The organism is Streptomyces sp. SLBN-31, from assembly GCF_006715395.1.
GTDB lineage: Bacteria > Actinomycetota > Actinomycetes > Streptomycetales > Streptomycetaceae > Streptomyces.
On sequence record NZ_VFNC01000001.1, the window covers coordinates 2,737,882 to 2,753,909 of the forward strand.

The 16,028-nt window shown below is 70.7% G+C and carries 12 protein-coding genes; 9 read left to right on the forward strand and 3 right to left on the reverse strand.

The genetic code is table 11. The features are described from left to right. Positions 1-122: 122 nt before the first annotated feature. Positions 123-4,391: a HAMP domain-containing protein gene (locus FBY22_RS12570; RefSeq protein ID WP_142145088.1), complete on the reverse strand. Its 4,269-nt coding sequence runs from the start codon at positions 4,389-4,391 to the stop codon at positions 123-125. A 268-nt stretch (positions 4,392-4,659) separates the two neighbouring features. Beyond that, entirely contained in the window at positions 4,660-5,031 is a 372-nt protein-coding gene (locus FBY22_RS12575; RefSeq protein WP_142145090.1) for an STAS domain-containing protein, read from the reverse strand. Positions 5,032-5,231: 200 nt separating this feature from the next. On the opposite strand from FBY22_RS12575, the gene FBY22_RS12580 reads away from it, so the two are divergent. Further along, complete coding sequence (locus FBY22_RS12580) at positions 5,232-5,660, forward strand: ATP-binding protein (RefSeq protein ID WP_260844814.1); 429 nt, start codon at positions 5,232-5,234, stop codon at positions 5,658-5,660. A 28-nt stretch (positions 5,661-5,688) separates the two neighbouring features. Here the strand turns inward: FBY22_RS12580 and FBY22_RS12585 are convergent, their stop codons facing one another. Then, positions 5,689-6,216, reverse strand: a complete 528-nt coding sequence (locus FBY22_RS12585) for a hypothetical protein (RefSeq protein ID WP_142145093.1) — start codon at positions 6,214-6,216, stop codon at positions 5,689-5,691. A 448-nt stretch (positions 6,217-6,664) separates the two neighbouring features. On the opposite strand from FBY22_RS12585, the gene FBY22_RS12590 reads away from it, so the two are divergent. From FBY22_RS12590 to FBY22_RS12625, 8 genes are all read left to right on the forward strand, one after another. Continuing rightward, positions 6,665-7,558 (forward strand): alpha/beta hydrolase, encoded by an 894-nt coding sequence (locus FBY22_RS12590; protein WP_142145095.1) that lies wholly within the window; start codon positions 6,665-6,667, stop codon positions 7,556-7,558. 172 nt (positions 7,559-7,730) lie between these two features. Then, the gene (locus tag FBY22_RS12595; protein ID WP_313905377.1) at positions 7,731-9,014 is read left to right on the forward strand and encodes a hypothetical protein; all 1,284 of its coding nucleotides are present in this window, start codon (positions 7,731-7,733) and stop codon (positions 9,012-9,014) included. Beyond that, on the forward strand, positions 9,002-11,029 hold the full coding sequence (locus FBY22_RS12600; RefSeq protein WP_260844815.1) for an SMI1/KNR4 family protein: 2,028 nt from the start codon (positions 9,002-9,004) through the stop codon (positions 11,027-11,029). Before FBY22_RS12595 ends, FBY22_RS12600 begins: the two co-directional genes overlap by 13 nt. Next, positions 11,026-11,556 carry a TerD family protein gene (locus tag FBY22_RS12605; protein WP_142145098.1) on the forward strand — a complete coding sequence of 177 codons (531 nt, stop codon included), beginning with the start codon at positions 11,026-11,028 and terminating at the stop codon, positions 11,554-11,556. Before FBY22_RS12600 ends, FBY22_RS12605 begins: the two co-directional genes overlap by 4 nt. Before the next feature lie 332 nt (positions 11,557-11,888). Beyond that, the gene (locus tag FBY22_RS12610; protein WP_142145100.1) at positions 11,889-12,905 is read left to right on the forward strand and encodes a LacI family DNA-binding transcriptional regulator; all 1,017 of its coding nucleotides are present in this window, start codon (positions 11,889-11,891) and stop codon (positions 12,903-12,905) included. Between the two features lie 135 nt (positions 12,906-13,040). Next, positions 13,041-14,288 (forward strand): extracellular solute-binding protein, encoded by a 1,248-nt coding sequence (locus tag FBY22_RS12615; RefSeq protein WP_142145102.1) that lies wholly within the window; start codon positions 13,041-13,043, stop codon positions 14,286-14,288. A 10-nt stretch (positions 14,289-14,298) separates the two neighbouring features. Then, entirely contained in the window at positions 14,299-15,174 is an 876-nt protein-coding gene (locus tag FBY22_RS12620) for a carbohydrate ABC transporter permease (RefSeq protein WP_399210991.1), read from the forward strand. Then, positions 15,171-15,995 carry a carbohydrate ABC transporter permease gene (locus FBY22_RS12625; RefSeq protein WP_142145104.1) on the forward strand — a complete coding sequence of 275 codons (825 nt, stop codon included), beginning with the start codon at positions 15,171-15,173 and terminating at the stop codon, positions 15,993-15,995. Before FBY22_RS12620 ends, FBY22_RS12625 begins: the two co-directional genes overlap by 4 nt. The last annotated feature ends 33 nt before the right edge of the window (positions 15,996-16,028 follow it).

Here is a 16,028-nt window from a genome sequence, read left to right on the forward strand (position 1 = left end):
GCGCTCGGCGGCGGGTGATTCGTGCGGCTGACGGAGATCACTCACGGTGGGCCTGTTCTGCGGCGGGGACGCCGGGGGACGTCACGCGGTCGGCTGGGGGACTCGGCGGTGGCGACACCCGGTCACGAGGGCAGCCAGTGCCGGACGCGGGCGATCAGGTCGCCGGTGTCGACCGGCTTGGTGATGTAGTCGTTCGCGCCCGAAGCGAGACTCTTCTCCTGGTCGCCCGGCATCGCCTTCGCGGTGACGGCGATGATCGGCAGCTCCGCGTACTGCGGCATCGAGCGGATCTCCGCGGTCGCGGCGTAGCCGTCCATCTCCGGCATCATCACGTCCATCAGCACCAGCGAGATGTCCGGGTGCGCGAGCAGCATCTCGATGCCCTTGCGGCCGTTGTCCGCGTGCAGGACCTCGAAGCCGTGCAGCTCCAGCACCCCGCTGAGGGCGAACAGGTTGCGCGCGTCGTCGTCGACGACCAGGACCGTCCGGCCGCTGAACGAGTCGTCCACCACCTGCGCCGGGGCGTGCTGCGACTCCTCGGCGCGCACCAGCGACAGCACGTCGCCCGGCTGCTCGGCGGACAGGTGCAGGGTGATGCGTTCGCGCAGCTCGTCCAGGCTGGAGAGGAAGTCCAGCGGCCGGTCGCCCGCCAGTGCCCGCAGGGCATGCTCCTGGGCGAGGTCCACCCGGTGACCGGTGTGCACCAGCACGGGCACACTGGCCAGCGCGGAGTCGCCGCGCATGGCCTCCAGGAAGTCCGCGCCCTCGGCGTGCGGCATGCCGAGTTCGAGGACCACGCAGTGGCAGGGCTCGGCCGCCAGCGTGCTCGCGGCCTCCTCCGCTCCGACGGCGGTGATGATGTCGATCTCGCCGTGCGGGTCGGCCGGGTCGCGCGCGATGTCCGCGACGGCGCGCTCGGCGACGAGCGAGAGCAGACCGCGCTGGCGCTCCTCGACGACCAGCAGCCGGCGCCTGCGGTGCCCGGGCGGCGGCGTGGGACCGGACAGTGCCCGGGGCGCCGCCGCGTCCAGGACGGTGTCGTCCCGGTGCGGCTCCGCCTGCCGGCCGCCGTTCGCCAGCTCCTCGAAGTCGGCACGGGCGACGGGCAGATAGAGCGTGAAGATGCTCCCCTGGCCGGGAGTGCTGTCGACGGTGACGGCACCGCCGAGCAGATGGGCGATCTCCCGGGTGATGGACAGGCCCAGGCCGGTACCGCCGTACTTGCGGCTGGTCGTTCCGTCGGCCTGCTGGAACGCCCCGAAGATCGTCTCCAGTTGCTGCTGGGGGATGCCGATGCCGGTGTCCTTCACCCGGAACGCCACCACGGGGCCGCCCCGGTGCACACCGCGCGGCACCTCCCGGTCGGCCGCCGGTTCGATGCTCAGCTCCACGCCGCCCTGCTCGGTGAACTTCACCGCGTTCGACAGCAGGTTGCGCAGGATCTGGCGCAGCCGGGAGTCGTCGGTGAGCAGGTCCGCGGGCGTTCCGGGCGCGGTGGCGACGGTGAAGTCCAGGCTCTTCTGCGTGGTCATCGGGCGGAACGTCGCCTCGACGTACTCCAGCAGCTGGCGCAGCGGGACCCGCTCGGGGGAGACGTCCATCTTGCCGGCCTCGACCTTGGACAGATCGAGGATGTCGTTGATCAGCTGCAGCAGGTCCGAGCCGGCCGAGTGGATGATCCCCGCGTACTCGACCTGCTTCGGGGTGAGGTTGCGCGAGGGGTTCTGGGCCAGCAACTGGGCCAGGATGAGCAGGCTGTTGAGCGGGGTGCGCAGTTCGTGGCTCATGTTGGCCAGGAACTCCGACTTGTACTTGGAGGCCAGCGCCAGCTGCTGCGCCCGGGTCTCCAGTTCCTGCCGGGCCTGCTCGATCTGCAGGTTCTTGGCCTCGATGTCGCGGTTCTGCGAGGCCAGCAGGGAGGCCTTCTCCTCCAGTTCGGCGTTGGAGCGCTGCAGTTCGACCTGCTGGACCTGCAACTCCCCGGACCTCGCCTGCAGTTCCACGGTCAGCCGCTGGGACTCCTCCAGCAGCTCGTCGGTACGGACGTTGGCGACGATGGTGTTGAGGTTGACGCCGATGGTCGGCATCAGCTGCGTCAGGAAGTCCTGGTGGATCTGCCGGAAGTGGCTGAGCGAGGCCAGTTCGATGACGCCGAGCACCTGCTCCTCGACCACGATGGGCAGCACCACCAGGGCGCGGGGGAGCGCGTGGCCGAGGCCGGAGGAGATGCTGACGTAGCCCTCGGGCAGGTCCTCCACGGTGATGGTCCGGCGGTTGCGCGCCGCCTGGCCGACCAGGGAGCGGCCGATGGGGATACGGGTGGGCCGGTCGGCGTCGTCCGGGAAGCCGTAGGAGCCCACCAGGCGCAGGTCGTGCCCGGCGTCGGTGTCCTCGGCGAGGTAGAAGGCGCCGTACTGGGCGGAGACCAGCGGCGTCAGCTCGTCCATGATCAGCTCGGCGACGACCGGCAGGTCACGGTGGCCCTGCATCAGGCTGGAGATGCGGGCCAGGTTGGTCTTGAGCCAGTCCTGCTCCTGGTTGGCCCGCGTGGTCTCGCGCAGGGACTCCACCATGGAGTTGATGTTGTCCTTGAGGTCGGCGACCTCGCCGGAGGCCTCCACGGTGATCGAGCGGGTCAGGTCGCCCTCGGCGACGGCACTGGTGACCTCGGCGATCGCGCGGACCTGCCGGGTCAGGTTCCCGGCGAGCTCGTTGACGTTCTCCGTCAGCCGCTTCCAGGTGCCCTCGACGCCCTCCACCTCGGCCTGTCCGCCCAGCCGGCCCTCGCTGCCGACCTCGCGGGCGACGCGGGTGACCTCCGCGGCGAACGACGACAGCTGGTCGACCATCGTGTTGATGGTCGTCTTCAGCTCCAGGATCTCGCCGCGCGCGTCGACGTCGATCTTCTTCGACAGGTCGCCGTTGGCCACCGCGGTCGTCACCAGGGCGATGTTGCGCACTTGCCCGGTGAGGTTGTTGGCCATGGAGTTGACGTTGTCCGTCAGGTCCTTCCAGGTGCCGGCCACGTTCGGCACGTGCGCCTGACCGCCGAGGCGTCCCTCGGTGCCGACCTCGCGGGCGACGCGGGTGACCTCGTCGGCGAACGCGGACAGCGTGTCGACCATGGTGTTGATCACATCGGCGAGGGCGGCGACCTCGCCCTTGGCCTCGACGGTGATCTTCTGCGACAGGTCGCCGCGGGCGACGGCGGTGGCGACCTGGGCGATGGAGCGGACCTGCCCGGTCAGGTTGGACGCCATCACGTTGACGTTGTCGGTGAGGTCCTTCCAGGTGCCCGAGGAGCCCCGGACGATGGCCTGACCGCCGAGGTTGCCCTCGGTGCCGACCTCGCGGGCGACGCGGGTGACCTCGTCGGCGAACGCGGAGAGCTGGTCGACCATGGTGTTGATGGTGTTCTTGAGTTCCAGGATCTCGCCGCGGGCGTCCACGGTGATCTTCTGGGAGAGGTCGCCCTGGGCCACCGCGGTGGCCACCTGGGCGACGTTGCGGACCTGCGCGGTGAGGTTGCCCGCCATGAAGTTCACGGAGTCCGTGAGGTCGCGCCAGGTGCCCTTCACGCCCTTGACGTCGGCCTGCCCGCCGAGGCGCCCCTCGGTGCCGACCTCGCGGGCGACGCGGGTGACCTCGTCACCGAAGGCGGAGAGCTGGTCGACCATGGTGTTGATGGTGTTCTTCAGTTCCAGGATCTCGCCGCGGGCGTCCACGGTGATCTTCTGGGACAGGTCGCCCTGCGCCACCGCGGTCGTCACCTGGGCGATGTTGCGGACCTGGGAGGTCAGGTTTCCGGCCATGAAGTTGACCGAATCGGTCAGGTCGCGCCAGACACCGCCGACGCCGGGGACCTGCGCCTGGCCGCCGAGACGTCCCTCGCTGCCGACCTCGCGGGCGACGCGGGTGACCTCGTCGGCGAACGCGGACAGCTGGTCGACCATCGTGTTGACGGTCTCCTTCAGCTGGAGGATCTCGCCGCGGGCGGGCACGTCGATCTTCTGTGACAGATCTCCCTTGGCGACCGCGGTGGCCACCTGGGCGATGTCACGGACCTGTGTGGTCAGGTTGCCCGCCATGGCGTTGACCGAGTCGGTCAGGTCGGCCCAGGTGCCGGAGACCCCCGGTACCTCCGCCTGTCCGCCCAGCGTGCCCTCGGTACCCACCTCGCGGGCCACCCGCGTCACTTCCGAGGTGAACACGGAGAGCTGGTCGACCATGCCGTTGAAAACGGTGGCGATGTCGCCGAGCAGGCCCTCCCCGTCCGACGGCAGACGGGTGCCGAAGTCGCCGTCGCGTACGGCGGTCAGCCCGGCCAGCAGCTGCCGCAGCTCCTGCTCGCCCGGCCCCTGCTGCTCGGCCTCGACCGACTTGGTGGTCATGCGCACCCTCGTTCCGCTCCCCAAGAGCCCTCACCCCGAGGACTCGGAACCGCGCCGGGGCCCGGAAGGCCCCGCTATGAGCGGCAATTCCGCAGTTCACGGATATGCCTGATGAGAAATCGGTCGAAGATTAACGCAGTTCCCGGGCGGCGGCCAAAGCATCGGGAGGGCCTTTGAGCAGGCCGAAAAAAGGCATGCGGAAACCGGCATGGCCTGGGTGATGCCGGGTACTCGGACTGATTCTCAGGCGGTGTTCACCGTCCGCCCGTCACGGTCGAAGGGCGTCCTCGACGCTCGGGAAACAGGCGATCACCGTGTCGAGGCCCACCAGCTGCAGGGTGCGCAGCACCGCTCCGTGGACCCCGGCCAGCCGCAGCCACCCCTGTACGGGCTGCCTGGCCTGGTGGGCGGCGATCAGGGCGTTGACACCGCTGGAGTCCATGAACGTGACCTGGCTCAGGTCGAGCACGAGCCGACGGCCCGGGTCTTCGTCGGCCAGAGGCATCACCCGGGTCAGGGCCGACGAGCTCTGATAGTCCACTTCTCCGTCGAGGCCGAGAACGGCGATGCCGTCGACGTCGGCACGGACCACGGACAGCCCGCCGTGGCCCACTGCTTCCCGGTTGTCTGCCACTCGCATCCTTCCGCGGTCGATCGCGCACCCCGTCACGTCCCTGTTGCCATCGCTGCCCCGTATTCCGGGCTCGATGCACGCACGAGCCGCATTCATGTGTGCGCGGCGCAGGAGTAGGACGAGACCTACGGGGTAGTCGCGCGCTCATGAACGGGGTATTGCACATCGGCGGCAGGCAGTCTGTTCCGCCCGAGGGGTGGTTTCGGATGCCGGAAGCCGCACCTGCCGAGGTAACGGTGGCCCTTGACGGAGCGCCGGGCTGCATCGCCGACGCCAGGGACCAGGTGTCCACCTTCCTGGCGCGCGCCCAGTCCGAGTACGGGCTGCCGGTCTCGGCCCGGACGCTGGACCTGTCGCAGCTGGTCGTCAGCGAGCTGGTCACCAACGCGCTCAAGTACGCGCCGGGGCCGGCCCTGCTGCAACTGCGCATCCCGGACGGCAGCATGGTGGAGATCGAGGTGTGGGACACCGATCCCACGCTTCCGTGGGCCCAGGCCGCCGACGCCGGCCGGGTGGGGCAGCACGGCCTGGAGATAGTGATGGCGGTGGTGCAGGGCTTCGAGGCTCGCCGGGAGCCCGTCGGCAAGCGCGTCACCGCCAGGCTCTCGCTCTTCGACGACCCGCTGCTGGGCTGAGCGGGCGACGTCGGCGGTACCACGGGCGTCAGCCGGACCGGGCCGCCGACGATCCCGACGACTGCGACTCCGGGGCGGACAGCAGGCCGGTGGCGGCCCGCGTGTGCAGGGAGTCCAGCGTCTGCATCTGCCGGTCCGCCCGCTGCCGCAACTCCTCCAGCCGGTCGTGGTCGAAGCGCGGATCGTCCGCCGCCACGGTGAGCAGGGCGCGCCAGAGCAGCGCCTTGCCGGCCACGCCGGACCGCAGCGCCTCCAGCTCGACCAGCAGCGTGAGGCCGGATCGGCGCAGCAGACGGCCGTTGGGCTTGGCCCGGCCCAGCTTCTCGCCCAGCCATGCCCCGTAGACCTTGTACCGGCGCGCGGGAACGTCCAGTTCGGCCATGATCCGCTGCAGGGCCCGCCGGTCCTGCGCGATCTCGGTCGCCAGGTGCCGCAGCTCGTCGCCGTACGGTGTGTCACCGTGCTCCTGGACCATGCGGTGCCCCAGCTCGGCACCGACGGTCGCGCCGGCCAGGTGATCGTTGAGATAGACGCTGAGCAGTCGTGGGGCAGGCATGGCACTCCTTGGGGTCGCTGAAACCGCCGTCGGTGGGTCGGTGGAAAACCGCCGTCGGCCGGCGAGTGCCCCGTCCGGGCCGGTCCACCGCCCGGACGACCGCCTTTCGGAGGTGACGACCGCGCTCGCCCGGCGGCGTCACGACCGGCGTGGTCTTGAACAGCCTGCCGCACCGGCAGGCGGGCACGGCCGGCAGTGCGCTGCGCCGGATCGACGGTGCACTCGACCCCGCCACCTTCGGGATGGTCCTTACCCACCACACCCTGGCCGGGTCCGGTCTGGCCACTCCCGCGCCCCACGGCGCCATCGAGCCGGCCGACGCCCACACCCACCCCGCCGGTGCGACCACACGGTCCTCGGCCGTCCGGTCCTCCCCATTGCGCTGTGCGAGGCGATCATCCATTATCAGGAATCCTGTTGGTTTAATGTTGCAGCAAGGGGTACGGTCATGCCGTTCGGCTCCAGATTCCAGGCCAGGGGCATGCAGTTGCTCCTCGGCCGCGTGATGGCTCGGGTGCATGAGGACCTGCGCTTCACGGACATACCGAAGCGCACCGAAGTCCTCCGCGTGGAGACCGGCGCCGGACCGGTGACCTGCACGGTCTACCGCCCGCAGGCCACCGCCGAGGCTCCCGCCCCCGTCTACGTCAACTTCCACGGCGGCGGATTCGTCATCGCCCGCCCCGAACAGGACGACCACATCTGCCGCTACCTGGCCGCCGAGGCCGGCTGCGTCGTCGTCAACGTCGACTACGCCGTCGCCCCGCAGCGGCCCTTCCCCGTCCCCGTCACGCAGGCGTACGACGTCACCGCATGGGTCGCCCAGAACGGCGCCGCGAACGGCTGGGACGGTTCGCGGCTCGCCGTGGGCGGGCACAGTGCCGGCGGCAACCTCACCGCCGCGGTCTGCCGAACGGCCCGGGACCGCGACACCTTCACGCCCCGGCTCCAGATCCTGGACTCCGCCCCGCTCGACCAGCTCGCCGACCCCGCCACCAAGCAGTCGCCCATCGCCAGGCCGCTGCTCGGCCCCCGGCTGATGCGGATCTTCACCGACGTCTACGTCCCGGACCCGGCCGACCGCGCGGACCCCCTCGTCTCGCCCGCACTGGCCGACGACCTCGCCGGACTGCCTCCCGCCCTGGTCATCACCGCCGAGAACGACCGCCTGCGCGACGAAGGGGACGCCTACGCGAAGGCATTGGAGGCCGCCGGTGTCCCGGTCAGCCACCGGGTCTTCACGGGCGTCGACCACTACTTCACCCACACCGGTCCGGTCGCGTCGGCGAAGGAGGCCATGGAGCTGATGGCCGCCACGCTGCGCGGCGCGCTCCACGCGTGAGGCCGACGGCTCCACCGAACTCCACGCAGGTGTCCGGCCCGCCCCGGCCGTCGAGGAGTGCCGCTTGACGAGGAACCCGCGTCGCGCGCAGTCCCTCTACTGAGGTGAGCCGGGCGGGGCCGTGTCCTCGGCCGCCCCGGTGCCGACTGTGCGTGGAGCGGAAGGACGGGGTGTGCCGAACCGGCGAACGGCGACTCGCGCGCCCGGGGGCGGGGAGCGGTTCGGCTGGGCGAAGCGGCTGCCGGTCCGCCGGCACACGGTGCTGCTGGCCGTGTGGACGGCCGGCTGGTTCATCGTGGCCGAACGTCACGAGGCCGTTTCCTGGCACTACTTGAGGACCGGACAGCAGCTGCTGTTCAACCAGATCCCCGGAGGCGGCCTCGCCCTCTACGCCAACCACCCCGAGCTGCAGATCGGACCCGTCAGCTTCCTCGTCGCCGGGCTGTTCGCGCCGTTCCCGCCCGAGACGGGGGAGAAGCTCGCGGACCTGTTCATGTCCGGCCTGGGGCTGTACATGCTCGTATTGGTCGGCCGGGCGGCCGCGGACCACTATCGGGGCACCGGGGTCAACCACCGGCGCCTGCAGCAGCGGGTCCTGATCGCCGGTGCGGCCTTCATCCCCATGTGGGTGGAGGTGGCCGTGCGGTTCGCGCATCTCGACGACGTGCTTGCCCTCTTCTTCACCACGCTGGCGGTGCGCGCCCTGGTCCGCGGCCGGGCGACCGCCGTCGGCGTCTGCCTCGCCCTGGCCGTCGGCTGCAAACCCTGGGCGGTCGGCTTCACCCCCCTCTTCCTGGCACTGCCCCGCGGTGGCCGGGCGCGCGCCGCGGCCTGGCTGTTCGCCCTGGTGGCCGCCGCCTGGCTGCCGTTCTACCTCACCCACACGGACACGTTCGCCGCCGCCCGCTTCACCATTCCCAACCAACCGGCCTCGTCGCTGCGCTGGTTCGGCGTGCACGATCCCGTCACCCCTTGGTGGGACCGGCCCGCCCAGATGAGCCTCGGCGTCGCCCTGGGCGTCCTCGCGGTCCGTCGGCAGCGCTGGCCGGCCGTCGTCCTGCTCGCCGCCGACGCCCGCATCGCCCTGGACCCCGGCGTGTACACGTACTACAACGCCTCCGTCCTCCTCGGCACCCTGATCTGGGACTCGATCGGCCAGCGGCGTCTGGTTCCCTGGGTGAGCTGGATCGCGCTGCTGTCCCTCTACGGCAGTGCCCTGCTGATTCCGTCCGACGGTGCCCGCGGCCTCATCCGCCTCGCCTTCGCGTTCGGTTCGGCCGCCTACGTCCTGTGGTGGCCCCAGCGCATGCCGCGCGGCAGACGCGACACCCGTCGGCCACCGCACCCCGATCCGCTCCCGGAGCACCGGCACTTGGCCCGTTCGCCGGGCCAACCGCCCGGCGCACCAAGGGCGTTGTCAGTGGCACCTGTCAGGCTTCGGGCATGGCGGACATGAGCGACGACTGGCGGTCCTTCCTACGGCGGTGGAGCGAGGAGTGGGCGGACGCGCAGGACCCGGAGACACCGGAAGGCATTCACGCGCCCGACGAGGAACCCCGCCGCACACGGTGGCTGGGCTTCCCACCCGCGTCCGAGGAGCGCATCAAGGCGCTGGAGGAGCGGCTCGGACTCCGGCTGCCGCCCTCGTACCGGACATTTCTCGCGGTGAGCGACGGCTGGCGGCACGCGGGTGACTTCGTCCGGCTGCTGGCGGGCTCGGACCGCATCCGCCCGCACGAGGACGCGGCAGGTCTGTCCGCGTACTTCCCTGGCGAACTCGACGACGACCCCACCAGGGAGGAGACACTCCTTGCAGGGATGTGGCAGCGGGCGCTGCAACTCGACGTGGAGTCGGACGCCGTGTACGTCCTGCTCGACCCCGGAGACGTCGACGACACCGGCGAGTGGGCCGTCTACACCTGGGCGTCCTGGCGTGCGAGCCCGCCCGAACGGTTCCCGTCGTTCCGCGCCTTCATGGAGGCGATGCACAGGGAGTTCCACCAGATGCGGACGGACCGATCGGCGCGCGAGGGGCGGGAGTTCGTCAACGCGACCACACGGTCCCTGGACGCCTCCGTCGAGGCCGCCCGGCTCGACGCCCTCGCCGGAAGATACGAGCAGGCCTCGGCGGCCCTGGCGGAGGCGATCGCGTACGGCAGGCCCCGGGCGACGGGACTGCGGGACCAGATCCGCCGCCTGCTCGGCGAGCCCTGCGCGGTGTCCTTCCACGGCCTCTCGGACGACCCGAGGTACGCGCCGGAGGTGCTGCCGGTGCTGGCCACCGAGCACATACGGAACCACTGGGACGACAGCACGTTCCTCCCGTCGGCTCCCGAGACCGTGCGCCCGACGGCGGAGGAGTCCCTGCGCCGGCTGCGGGACGGCACGTTCCGCTACACGCCCGCCGGCCCCTTCGCGGCCGCCGTGGAGGAGGCCCGGGAACAGGCCCGTTGGGGCGACACGGACGCTGCCTGGCATACGCTGCGCACCTCGCTGCCCGAGTGGCGGCCGCTCGGCCCGGACCACATCGCGCCCGTCGGCCTGTGCGCCGACCCGGTCCTGGGACCCCTCCTCACCCCGGAGCGGGGCCGGGAGCTGCTGGCCACACCGAGGGCCGGGCAGCAGGGCAGCGCCCCCGCTCCGGCGGCCGACCAGGATCCCCCGGGTCTGGCCTGGCTGGCGGACACCGATCGGGGCAGCATCCTGACGTCGTACCGCTTCCTGCTGGTGGAGGGCGTGGAACCGGCCCAACTGCCCGCCCGTATCGGCGCGGACGGGATCCCCGGCCTGCGGGAACCGATGACGTTGTGGGACGCGCGCAACGACCATGGCCTTTCGACGTCCGGGGACGAGGCGGTGGCCGTCGTCGGCCGGGCGGGGCCCGGCTGGAGCTTCACCCTGGAGCCCGGGCCGGGCGGCTTCGACGAGAAGCGGTTCGTCTCCCCGGCCGTCGCCGCCTCCCGGGGCGCTCGCGCGGTCACGGTGTGGAGCGAGCCCTTCGAGGGAGACCGCTTTGGACACTTCCTGCTGTCCGTCACGCAGAACGGCGAGGAGACCTACGGATTCACCGTGCGGTCGGGCACGATCGGCAGACGAGGGCCGATCCCGGCCGCCCTCGATCCCGGCCGTCTCTTCCTCCCGGCGAACCCCTCGCCGAGCGGCTGGGCGAGCGGCGCGCCCTGGAGGCCCTCGCCTTCGAGTTCGGTGTCCGTCTGCCGAGGCTTGCCCTCACCCGGGGTCGCCTGCACAGCTTCCGCACCCTGCCGTGGAACCGTCCCCCGGCGCCGGGCGAGCGTACCGCGACCCTGCGCTTCGTGCGGTATCGGCCCTGAACCCCGCCCTCGCTGGAATTCGCCGTCGCCCGGTGACCTGTCCGGCTTCGCCGAGAAGGCATCAAAGGGCTGGTCACGGCTCATACTTGAGGATGCGGGGCGAGCCCGCGCCGGGCTGACGGGGGAGTGGCGGAAATGAGCGGTGTCGGCGAGGGGCTGGGCAAGGTCGAGGTCAGACTCAAGTGGGACCCGAGTCCCTTCGGCGAGCCGGTCCGCCACCTCGACATCATCGGGGCGACCTACTCGGCGGACGATCCCCATGGACGGCCCGCCTACGTCGTGCACTACGAGAGCCGCTCACCCGACGGCACCATCAACATGCCCCGGCACAGCGAGACCGGCATGGGCTTCGGGTACGTGGAGGTCATGGTGCTGGAGTTCGACCGGCTCTCGCCCGTCTACGGGCGGGTCGTGGTGGGCGTGGCCATCCACCAGGACGGCGGCCCCCGTACCTTCGGCGACCTCACGAACGCCGGGGTGCTCGTCGTCGAGGGGTACCGGCACCTGCTCGTGGACGACTTCGCGCAGGTCGCCGATGCCACCGCCGCGACGATCGCGGAGTTCACCCGCGACGCCTCCGGCCGGTGGGAGATGCACGAGATGGTCAGAGGCTTCGACAGCGACCCCGTGCTGTTCACCGCGGAGATGGGCGGCGTCCGGCACTGACGCCGACGCGCCGACGCCCCCGGCTCGGCAGCCGGTCGTTCCTGACAGCTGGGCTGGCCTCCTCTCTGCCCGATCACATCATCGAACCGGTTCGAGAAGCTAGCACCGGGCGCCTCGACCGGCAATCCCTCTCGCGCGGGCTCCGCCTCGCTCTTCCCCAGGGAAAAGACATGCAGAGGGTGTTGACAGCCGTGCGGGCAGTTCCTACCTTCGCTTCACGCGAACCGGTTCGACAAATGATCGGCTCGCGGACCTTCTCCCTCTCACACCCTCGCAACCGGCGGGCGTACCCTCCTGTGAGGTGCCGAACCGGTTCGAGCAAGGAGCCCCTCGTGAACATCGGTGAGATCGCCCGGCGGGCCGGTGTCTCGCGGAGCACCGTGTCCTACGCGCTGAGCGGCAAGCGCCCGGTCTCGGGCGACACCCGCCGGAAGATCCAGCAGGTCATCGACGAACTGGGCTACCGCCCGAACGCCAGCGCCCGCGCCCTGGCCAATGGCCGCACCAGCACGATCGGCCTGGTCTTCCCGCCGGCCGGCAACCACTACACCGGCATGCAGCTGGACTTCATCGGCAGCGTGGTCGAGGCCGCCGCGGCCCACGACTACGACGTCCTGCTGTCCCCGAGCGGCGTCGACAGCGACCGCTCCTTCCAGCGGTTGCTGGGAGAGCGGCGCGTCGACGGCGCGATCCTGATGGAGATCAGGCTCCAGGACGACCGGGTCGATCACCTGGCCGCCCTGGACTTCCCCTTCGTCGCCATCGGCCGCACCGCCCGCCCCGAGGGCAGCTGGTGGGTGGGCCTGGACCACACCGCCCTGGCGGCTGCGTGCGTCCACCACCTGGCGGACCTCGGCCACCGCAGGGTCGCCTTCGTCAACCGGCCCGAGCAGCTGCTGCGGTGCGGATACGAGTCCGCCCAGCGCGGCCTCGACGGCTTCACCAAGGCCGCCGCCGAGCGCGGGCTGACGGTACGGACGTACTGCTGCGGCGACGACGCCGCCTCCGGCCAGGCCTGCGTGGAACAGATCCTGCACGACGACCCGGCCACCACGGCCCTGGTCACCCTGAACGAGGCCGCCCTCGGCGGCCTGTACCGGGGGCTCGCCGAGGCCGGCCGCCATGTGCCGCGCGACTTCTCCGTCACCGGGGTCGTCGCCGGCCGCTGGGCGGAGACGGTGACCCCGCGGCTCACCGCGGCCGACGTACCGGCGGAGGAGATGGGCCGACGCGCCGTCGACCTGCTGGTGGAACGGCTCGACCACCCCGACGCGCCGCCCCGCCACCACCTGCTGACCCCGCCGATCTCCCTGCGGGCCAGCACCGGCCCCGGTACACCGACGACCTGACCCCGCCCCGCGGGCAACCCCCGCGTGACGCCCCTTCCTTCACCCGCCGACCGCTCCCCGGTGCCTTCGGCGTGCCCTGTCACCCTCATCACCCCGTGCCTCGGCACCCGCATGCCAAGAACAGAGGAACCCGCGATGAACAGCTCCGCAAGACAGCGCCGGCTGACCGCCGCCGCCCTGACCGCCCTGGCCGTGACCGTCACCGCGAGCGCCTGCTCCTCCGGCTCCGGCAGCACCGGCGCCGAGGGCGCCGGCAGCGGCACCTACACCGTCTGGGACCCCTACCCCCAGTTCGACAAGACCTCCGCCTGGGCGAAGCTGCTGGACCGGTGCGGCACCAAGGCGGGCGTGACGATCAAGCGGACCGCCTTCGACACCAGCGACCTGGGTAACAAGACGCTGCTCGCGGCCCAGCAGGGCAACTCGCCCGACCTCCTCGTCGTCGACAACCCGGTGGTCTCCACCCTCGCCGAGGCGGGCGTCCTCACCACCACCGACGACAACAAGCTGGACACCTCCAAGGTCGACCCCAACCTCCTCGCGGCCGGACAGTCCGGCGGCAAGACCTACGGCACGCCCATCGGCGCCAATACCCTCGCCCTCTACTACAACAAGAAGGTGCTGAAGCAGGCCGGCGTCGACATCGCCACCGTCAAGGACTGGAAGTCGCTCACGGCAGCCCTGCGGAAGGTGAAGAAGGCCGGCAAGAAGGGCATCACGTTCTCCGCGATCGGCACCGAGGAGGGCAGCTTCCAGTTCCTGCCCTGGTTCTGGGGCGCGGGCGCCGAGCTCACCGCACTCGACTCCGCCCAGGCCGTGTCCGCCCTCTCCCTATGGAAGGACTGGCTGAAGAACGGCTACGCCCCGGACTCGGTGCTCAACAACACCCAGACCACCAGTTGGCAGGAGTTCGCCAGCGGCGACTACGCCTTCGCCGAGAACGGCACCTGGCAGCTCGCCAACGCCGAGAAGGCCGGCTTCGACTACGGCGTCCTGCCCGTACCCGGCACCGGCGGCGGCAGCGCGGCGGCCCCGACCGGCGGCGAGTTCGTCACCGTCCCGGTCCAGAGGGACACCGGCCGCTACACCACCTCACAGAAGCTGACGACCTGCCTGACCAGCACCGCCAACCTGTACGACACCGACACCACCCTGTCCTACGTGGCCCCCACCGGCGAGGTCCAGGACAAGCAGGTGGCCGCGAAACCCGAGCTGAAGCCATGGGTGGAGGCGGTCAAGGCGGCCAGGGGACGCACCAGCGACGACCTCGGCACCAAGTACCCCAAGATCTCCGAGCAGTTGTGGAAGGCCGTCCAGTCCGCCCTCAGCGGCGCCAAGTCCCCCAAGGAAGCGCTGACTTCGGCCCAGGCCGCGGCCGAGTGACATGACTGCGATGAAACAGCGGACCGCCTGGGGGTTCCTGGCCCCGGTGACCGTCTACCTCGCCCTCTTCTACGCCTATCCGCTCTACCGGAACCTCGACCTGAGCCTGCGCGACTACACCGTCCGTTCCTTCGTCCAGGGCGACGCACCCTTCACCGGCCTGGCGAACTACCGCAAGGTCCTCGCCGACCCCACCTTCGCCCCGGCCCTGCTCCACACCGCCGTCTTCACCGCCGTGTGCCTGGTCTTCCAGTACGCCATCGGGCTCGCCCTCGCGGTCTTCTTCGACCAGAACTTCCGGCTCTCCGCGACCCTGCGCGCCCTCTTCCTCGTACCGTGGCTGCTCCCGCTGATCGTGTCCGCCTCCACCTGGTCGTGGATGCTCAACACCGAGTCGGGCATCGTCAACGCCGGCCTGCACGCCGTCGGCGTCGGGCAGGTCAACTGGCTGACCTCGCCGTCCTGGTCGCTGACCTCGGTGATCATCGCGAACATCTGGATCGGTGTCCCCTTCAACCTGGTCGTGCTCCACAGCGGCCTGCAGTCCATCCCTCCGAGCCTGTACGAGGCCGCCGCCATCGACGGCGCCAACGCCTGGCAGCGCTTCTGGCGCGTCACCTTCCCGCTGCTGCGCCCGGTGTCGGCGATCACCCTGCTGCTGGGGCTGATCTACACCCTCAAGGTCTTCGACATCATCTGGATCATGACCAAGGGCGGTCCGGCGGACTCGTCCACCACCTTCGCCACCTGGTCCTACCAACTGGGCTTCGGCAACCTCCTGCCGGCCTTCGGCCCCGGCGCGGCCGTCGGCAACCTGCTCGTGATCGCCGCGCTGGTCTTCGGCCTGGTCTACGTCCGGGCGCAGCGGAAGCAGGCCCTGTCATGAACCGGAACCGCAGGCGTACGCGGCTGAAGACCGCCATCGGTGTCCTGCTCACCGCGATCATGCTCTTCCCGGTCTACTGGATGCTCAACGTCTCCCTCACCCGGGACCAGGACATGCGCAAGTCCCCGCCGGACCTGCTGCCACTGCACGGAACCCTCAGCGGCTACCGTGCCGTCCTCGACGAGCAACTGCCCTACCTCGGCACCAGCTTCGTCATCGGCCTGGGCACCGTCGTGCTGACGGTTGTCCTGTCCGCACCGGCCGGCTACGCCCTGGCGAAACTGCGGCCACGCGGCGGCGGCATCCTCGGCTTCGTCCTGCTGGCGGCCCAGATGATCCCCGGCATCATCATGGCGATGGGCTTCTACGCCATCTACCTCCAGCTCGGCCTGCTGCAGTCCGTCCCCGGCCTGATCGTCGCCGACTCCACCCTCTCCGTCCCCTTCGGCGTCCTCATCTTCACCGCGTTCATGTCCGGCATCCCCGGCGAGCTGCTCCAGGCCGCGAGGACCGACGGGGCCGGACCAATGCGCACCTTCTGGTCCATCGTCCTGCCGATCAGCCGCAACGCCGTCGTCACCGTGTCCCTGTTCGCGTTCCTGTGGTCCTGGTCCGACTTCGTGTTCGCGAGCACCCTGGTCAACGGCGGCGGTCACGAGCCCATCACTCTCGGCATCTACCACTACATCGGCAACAACAACCAGCAGTGGAACGCCATCATGGCCACCGCCGTCGTCGCCTCCCTGCCGGCCGCGGCCATCCTCGTCCTCGCGCAGCGCTACGTCGCCGCCGGCGTGACCGCCGGTGCCGTCAAGGACTGACCCTCCCAACCCGCCCGGCCCGCTACTCAGTTG

What these genes read in the sequence shown, in the direction of transcription:
- FBY22_RS12590 (WP_142145095.1), top strand. Translation starts at nt 6,665, where the DNA reads ATGCCGTTCGGCTCCAGATTCCAGGCCAGGGGCATGCAGTTGCTCCTC.
- FBY22_RS12575 (WP_142145090.1), bottom strand. Translation starts at nt 5,031, where the DNA reads ATGCGAGTGGCAGACAACCGGGAAGCAGTGGGCCACGGCGGGCTGTCC.
- FBY22_RS12585 (WP_142145093.1), bottom strand. Translation starts at nt 6,216, where the DNA reads ATGCCTGCCCCACGACTGCTCAGCGTCTATCTCAACGATCACCTGGCC.
- FBY22_RS12600 (WP_260844815.1), top strand. Translation starts at nt 9,002, where the DNA reads ATGGCGGACATGAGCGACGACTGGCGGTCCTTCCTACGGCGGTGGAGC.
- FBY22_RS12570 (WP_142145088.1), bottom strand. Translation starts at nt 4,391, where the DNA reads ATGACCACCAAGTCGGTCGAGGCCGAGCAGCAGGGGCCGGGCGAGCAG.
- FBY22_RS12580 (WP_260844814.1), top strand. Translation starts at nt 5,232, where the DNA reads ATGCCGGAAGCCGCACCTGCCGAGGTAACGGTGGCCCTTGACGGAGCG.
- FBY22_RS12605 (WP_142145098.1), top strand. Translation starts at nt 11,026, where the DNA reads ATGAGCGGTGTCGGCGAGGGGCTGGGCAAGGTCGAGGTCAGACTCAAG.
- FBY22_RS12620 (WP_399210991.1), top strand. Translation starts at nt 14,299, where the DNA reads ATGAAACAGCGGACCGCCTGGGGGTTCCTGGCCCCGGTGACCGTCTAC.
- FBY22_RS12615 (WP_142145102.1), top strand. Translation starts at nt 13,041, where the DNA reads ATGAACAGCTCCGCAAGACAGCGCCGGCTGACCGCCGCCGCCCTGACC.
- FBY22_RS12625 (WP_142145104.1), top strand. Translation starts at nt 15,171, where the DNA reads ATGAACCGGAACCGCAGGCGTACGCGGCTGAAGACCGCCATCGGTGTC.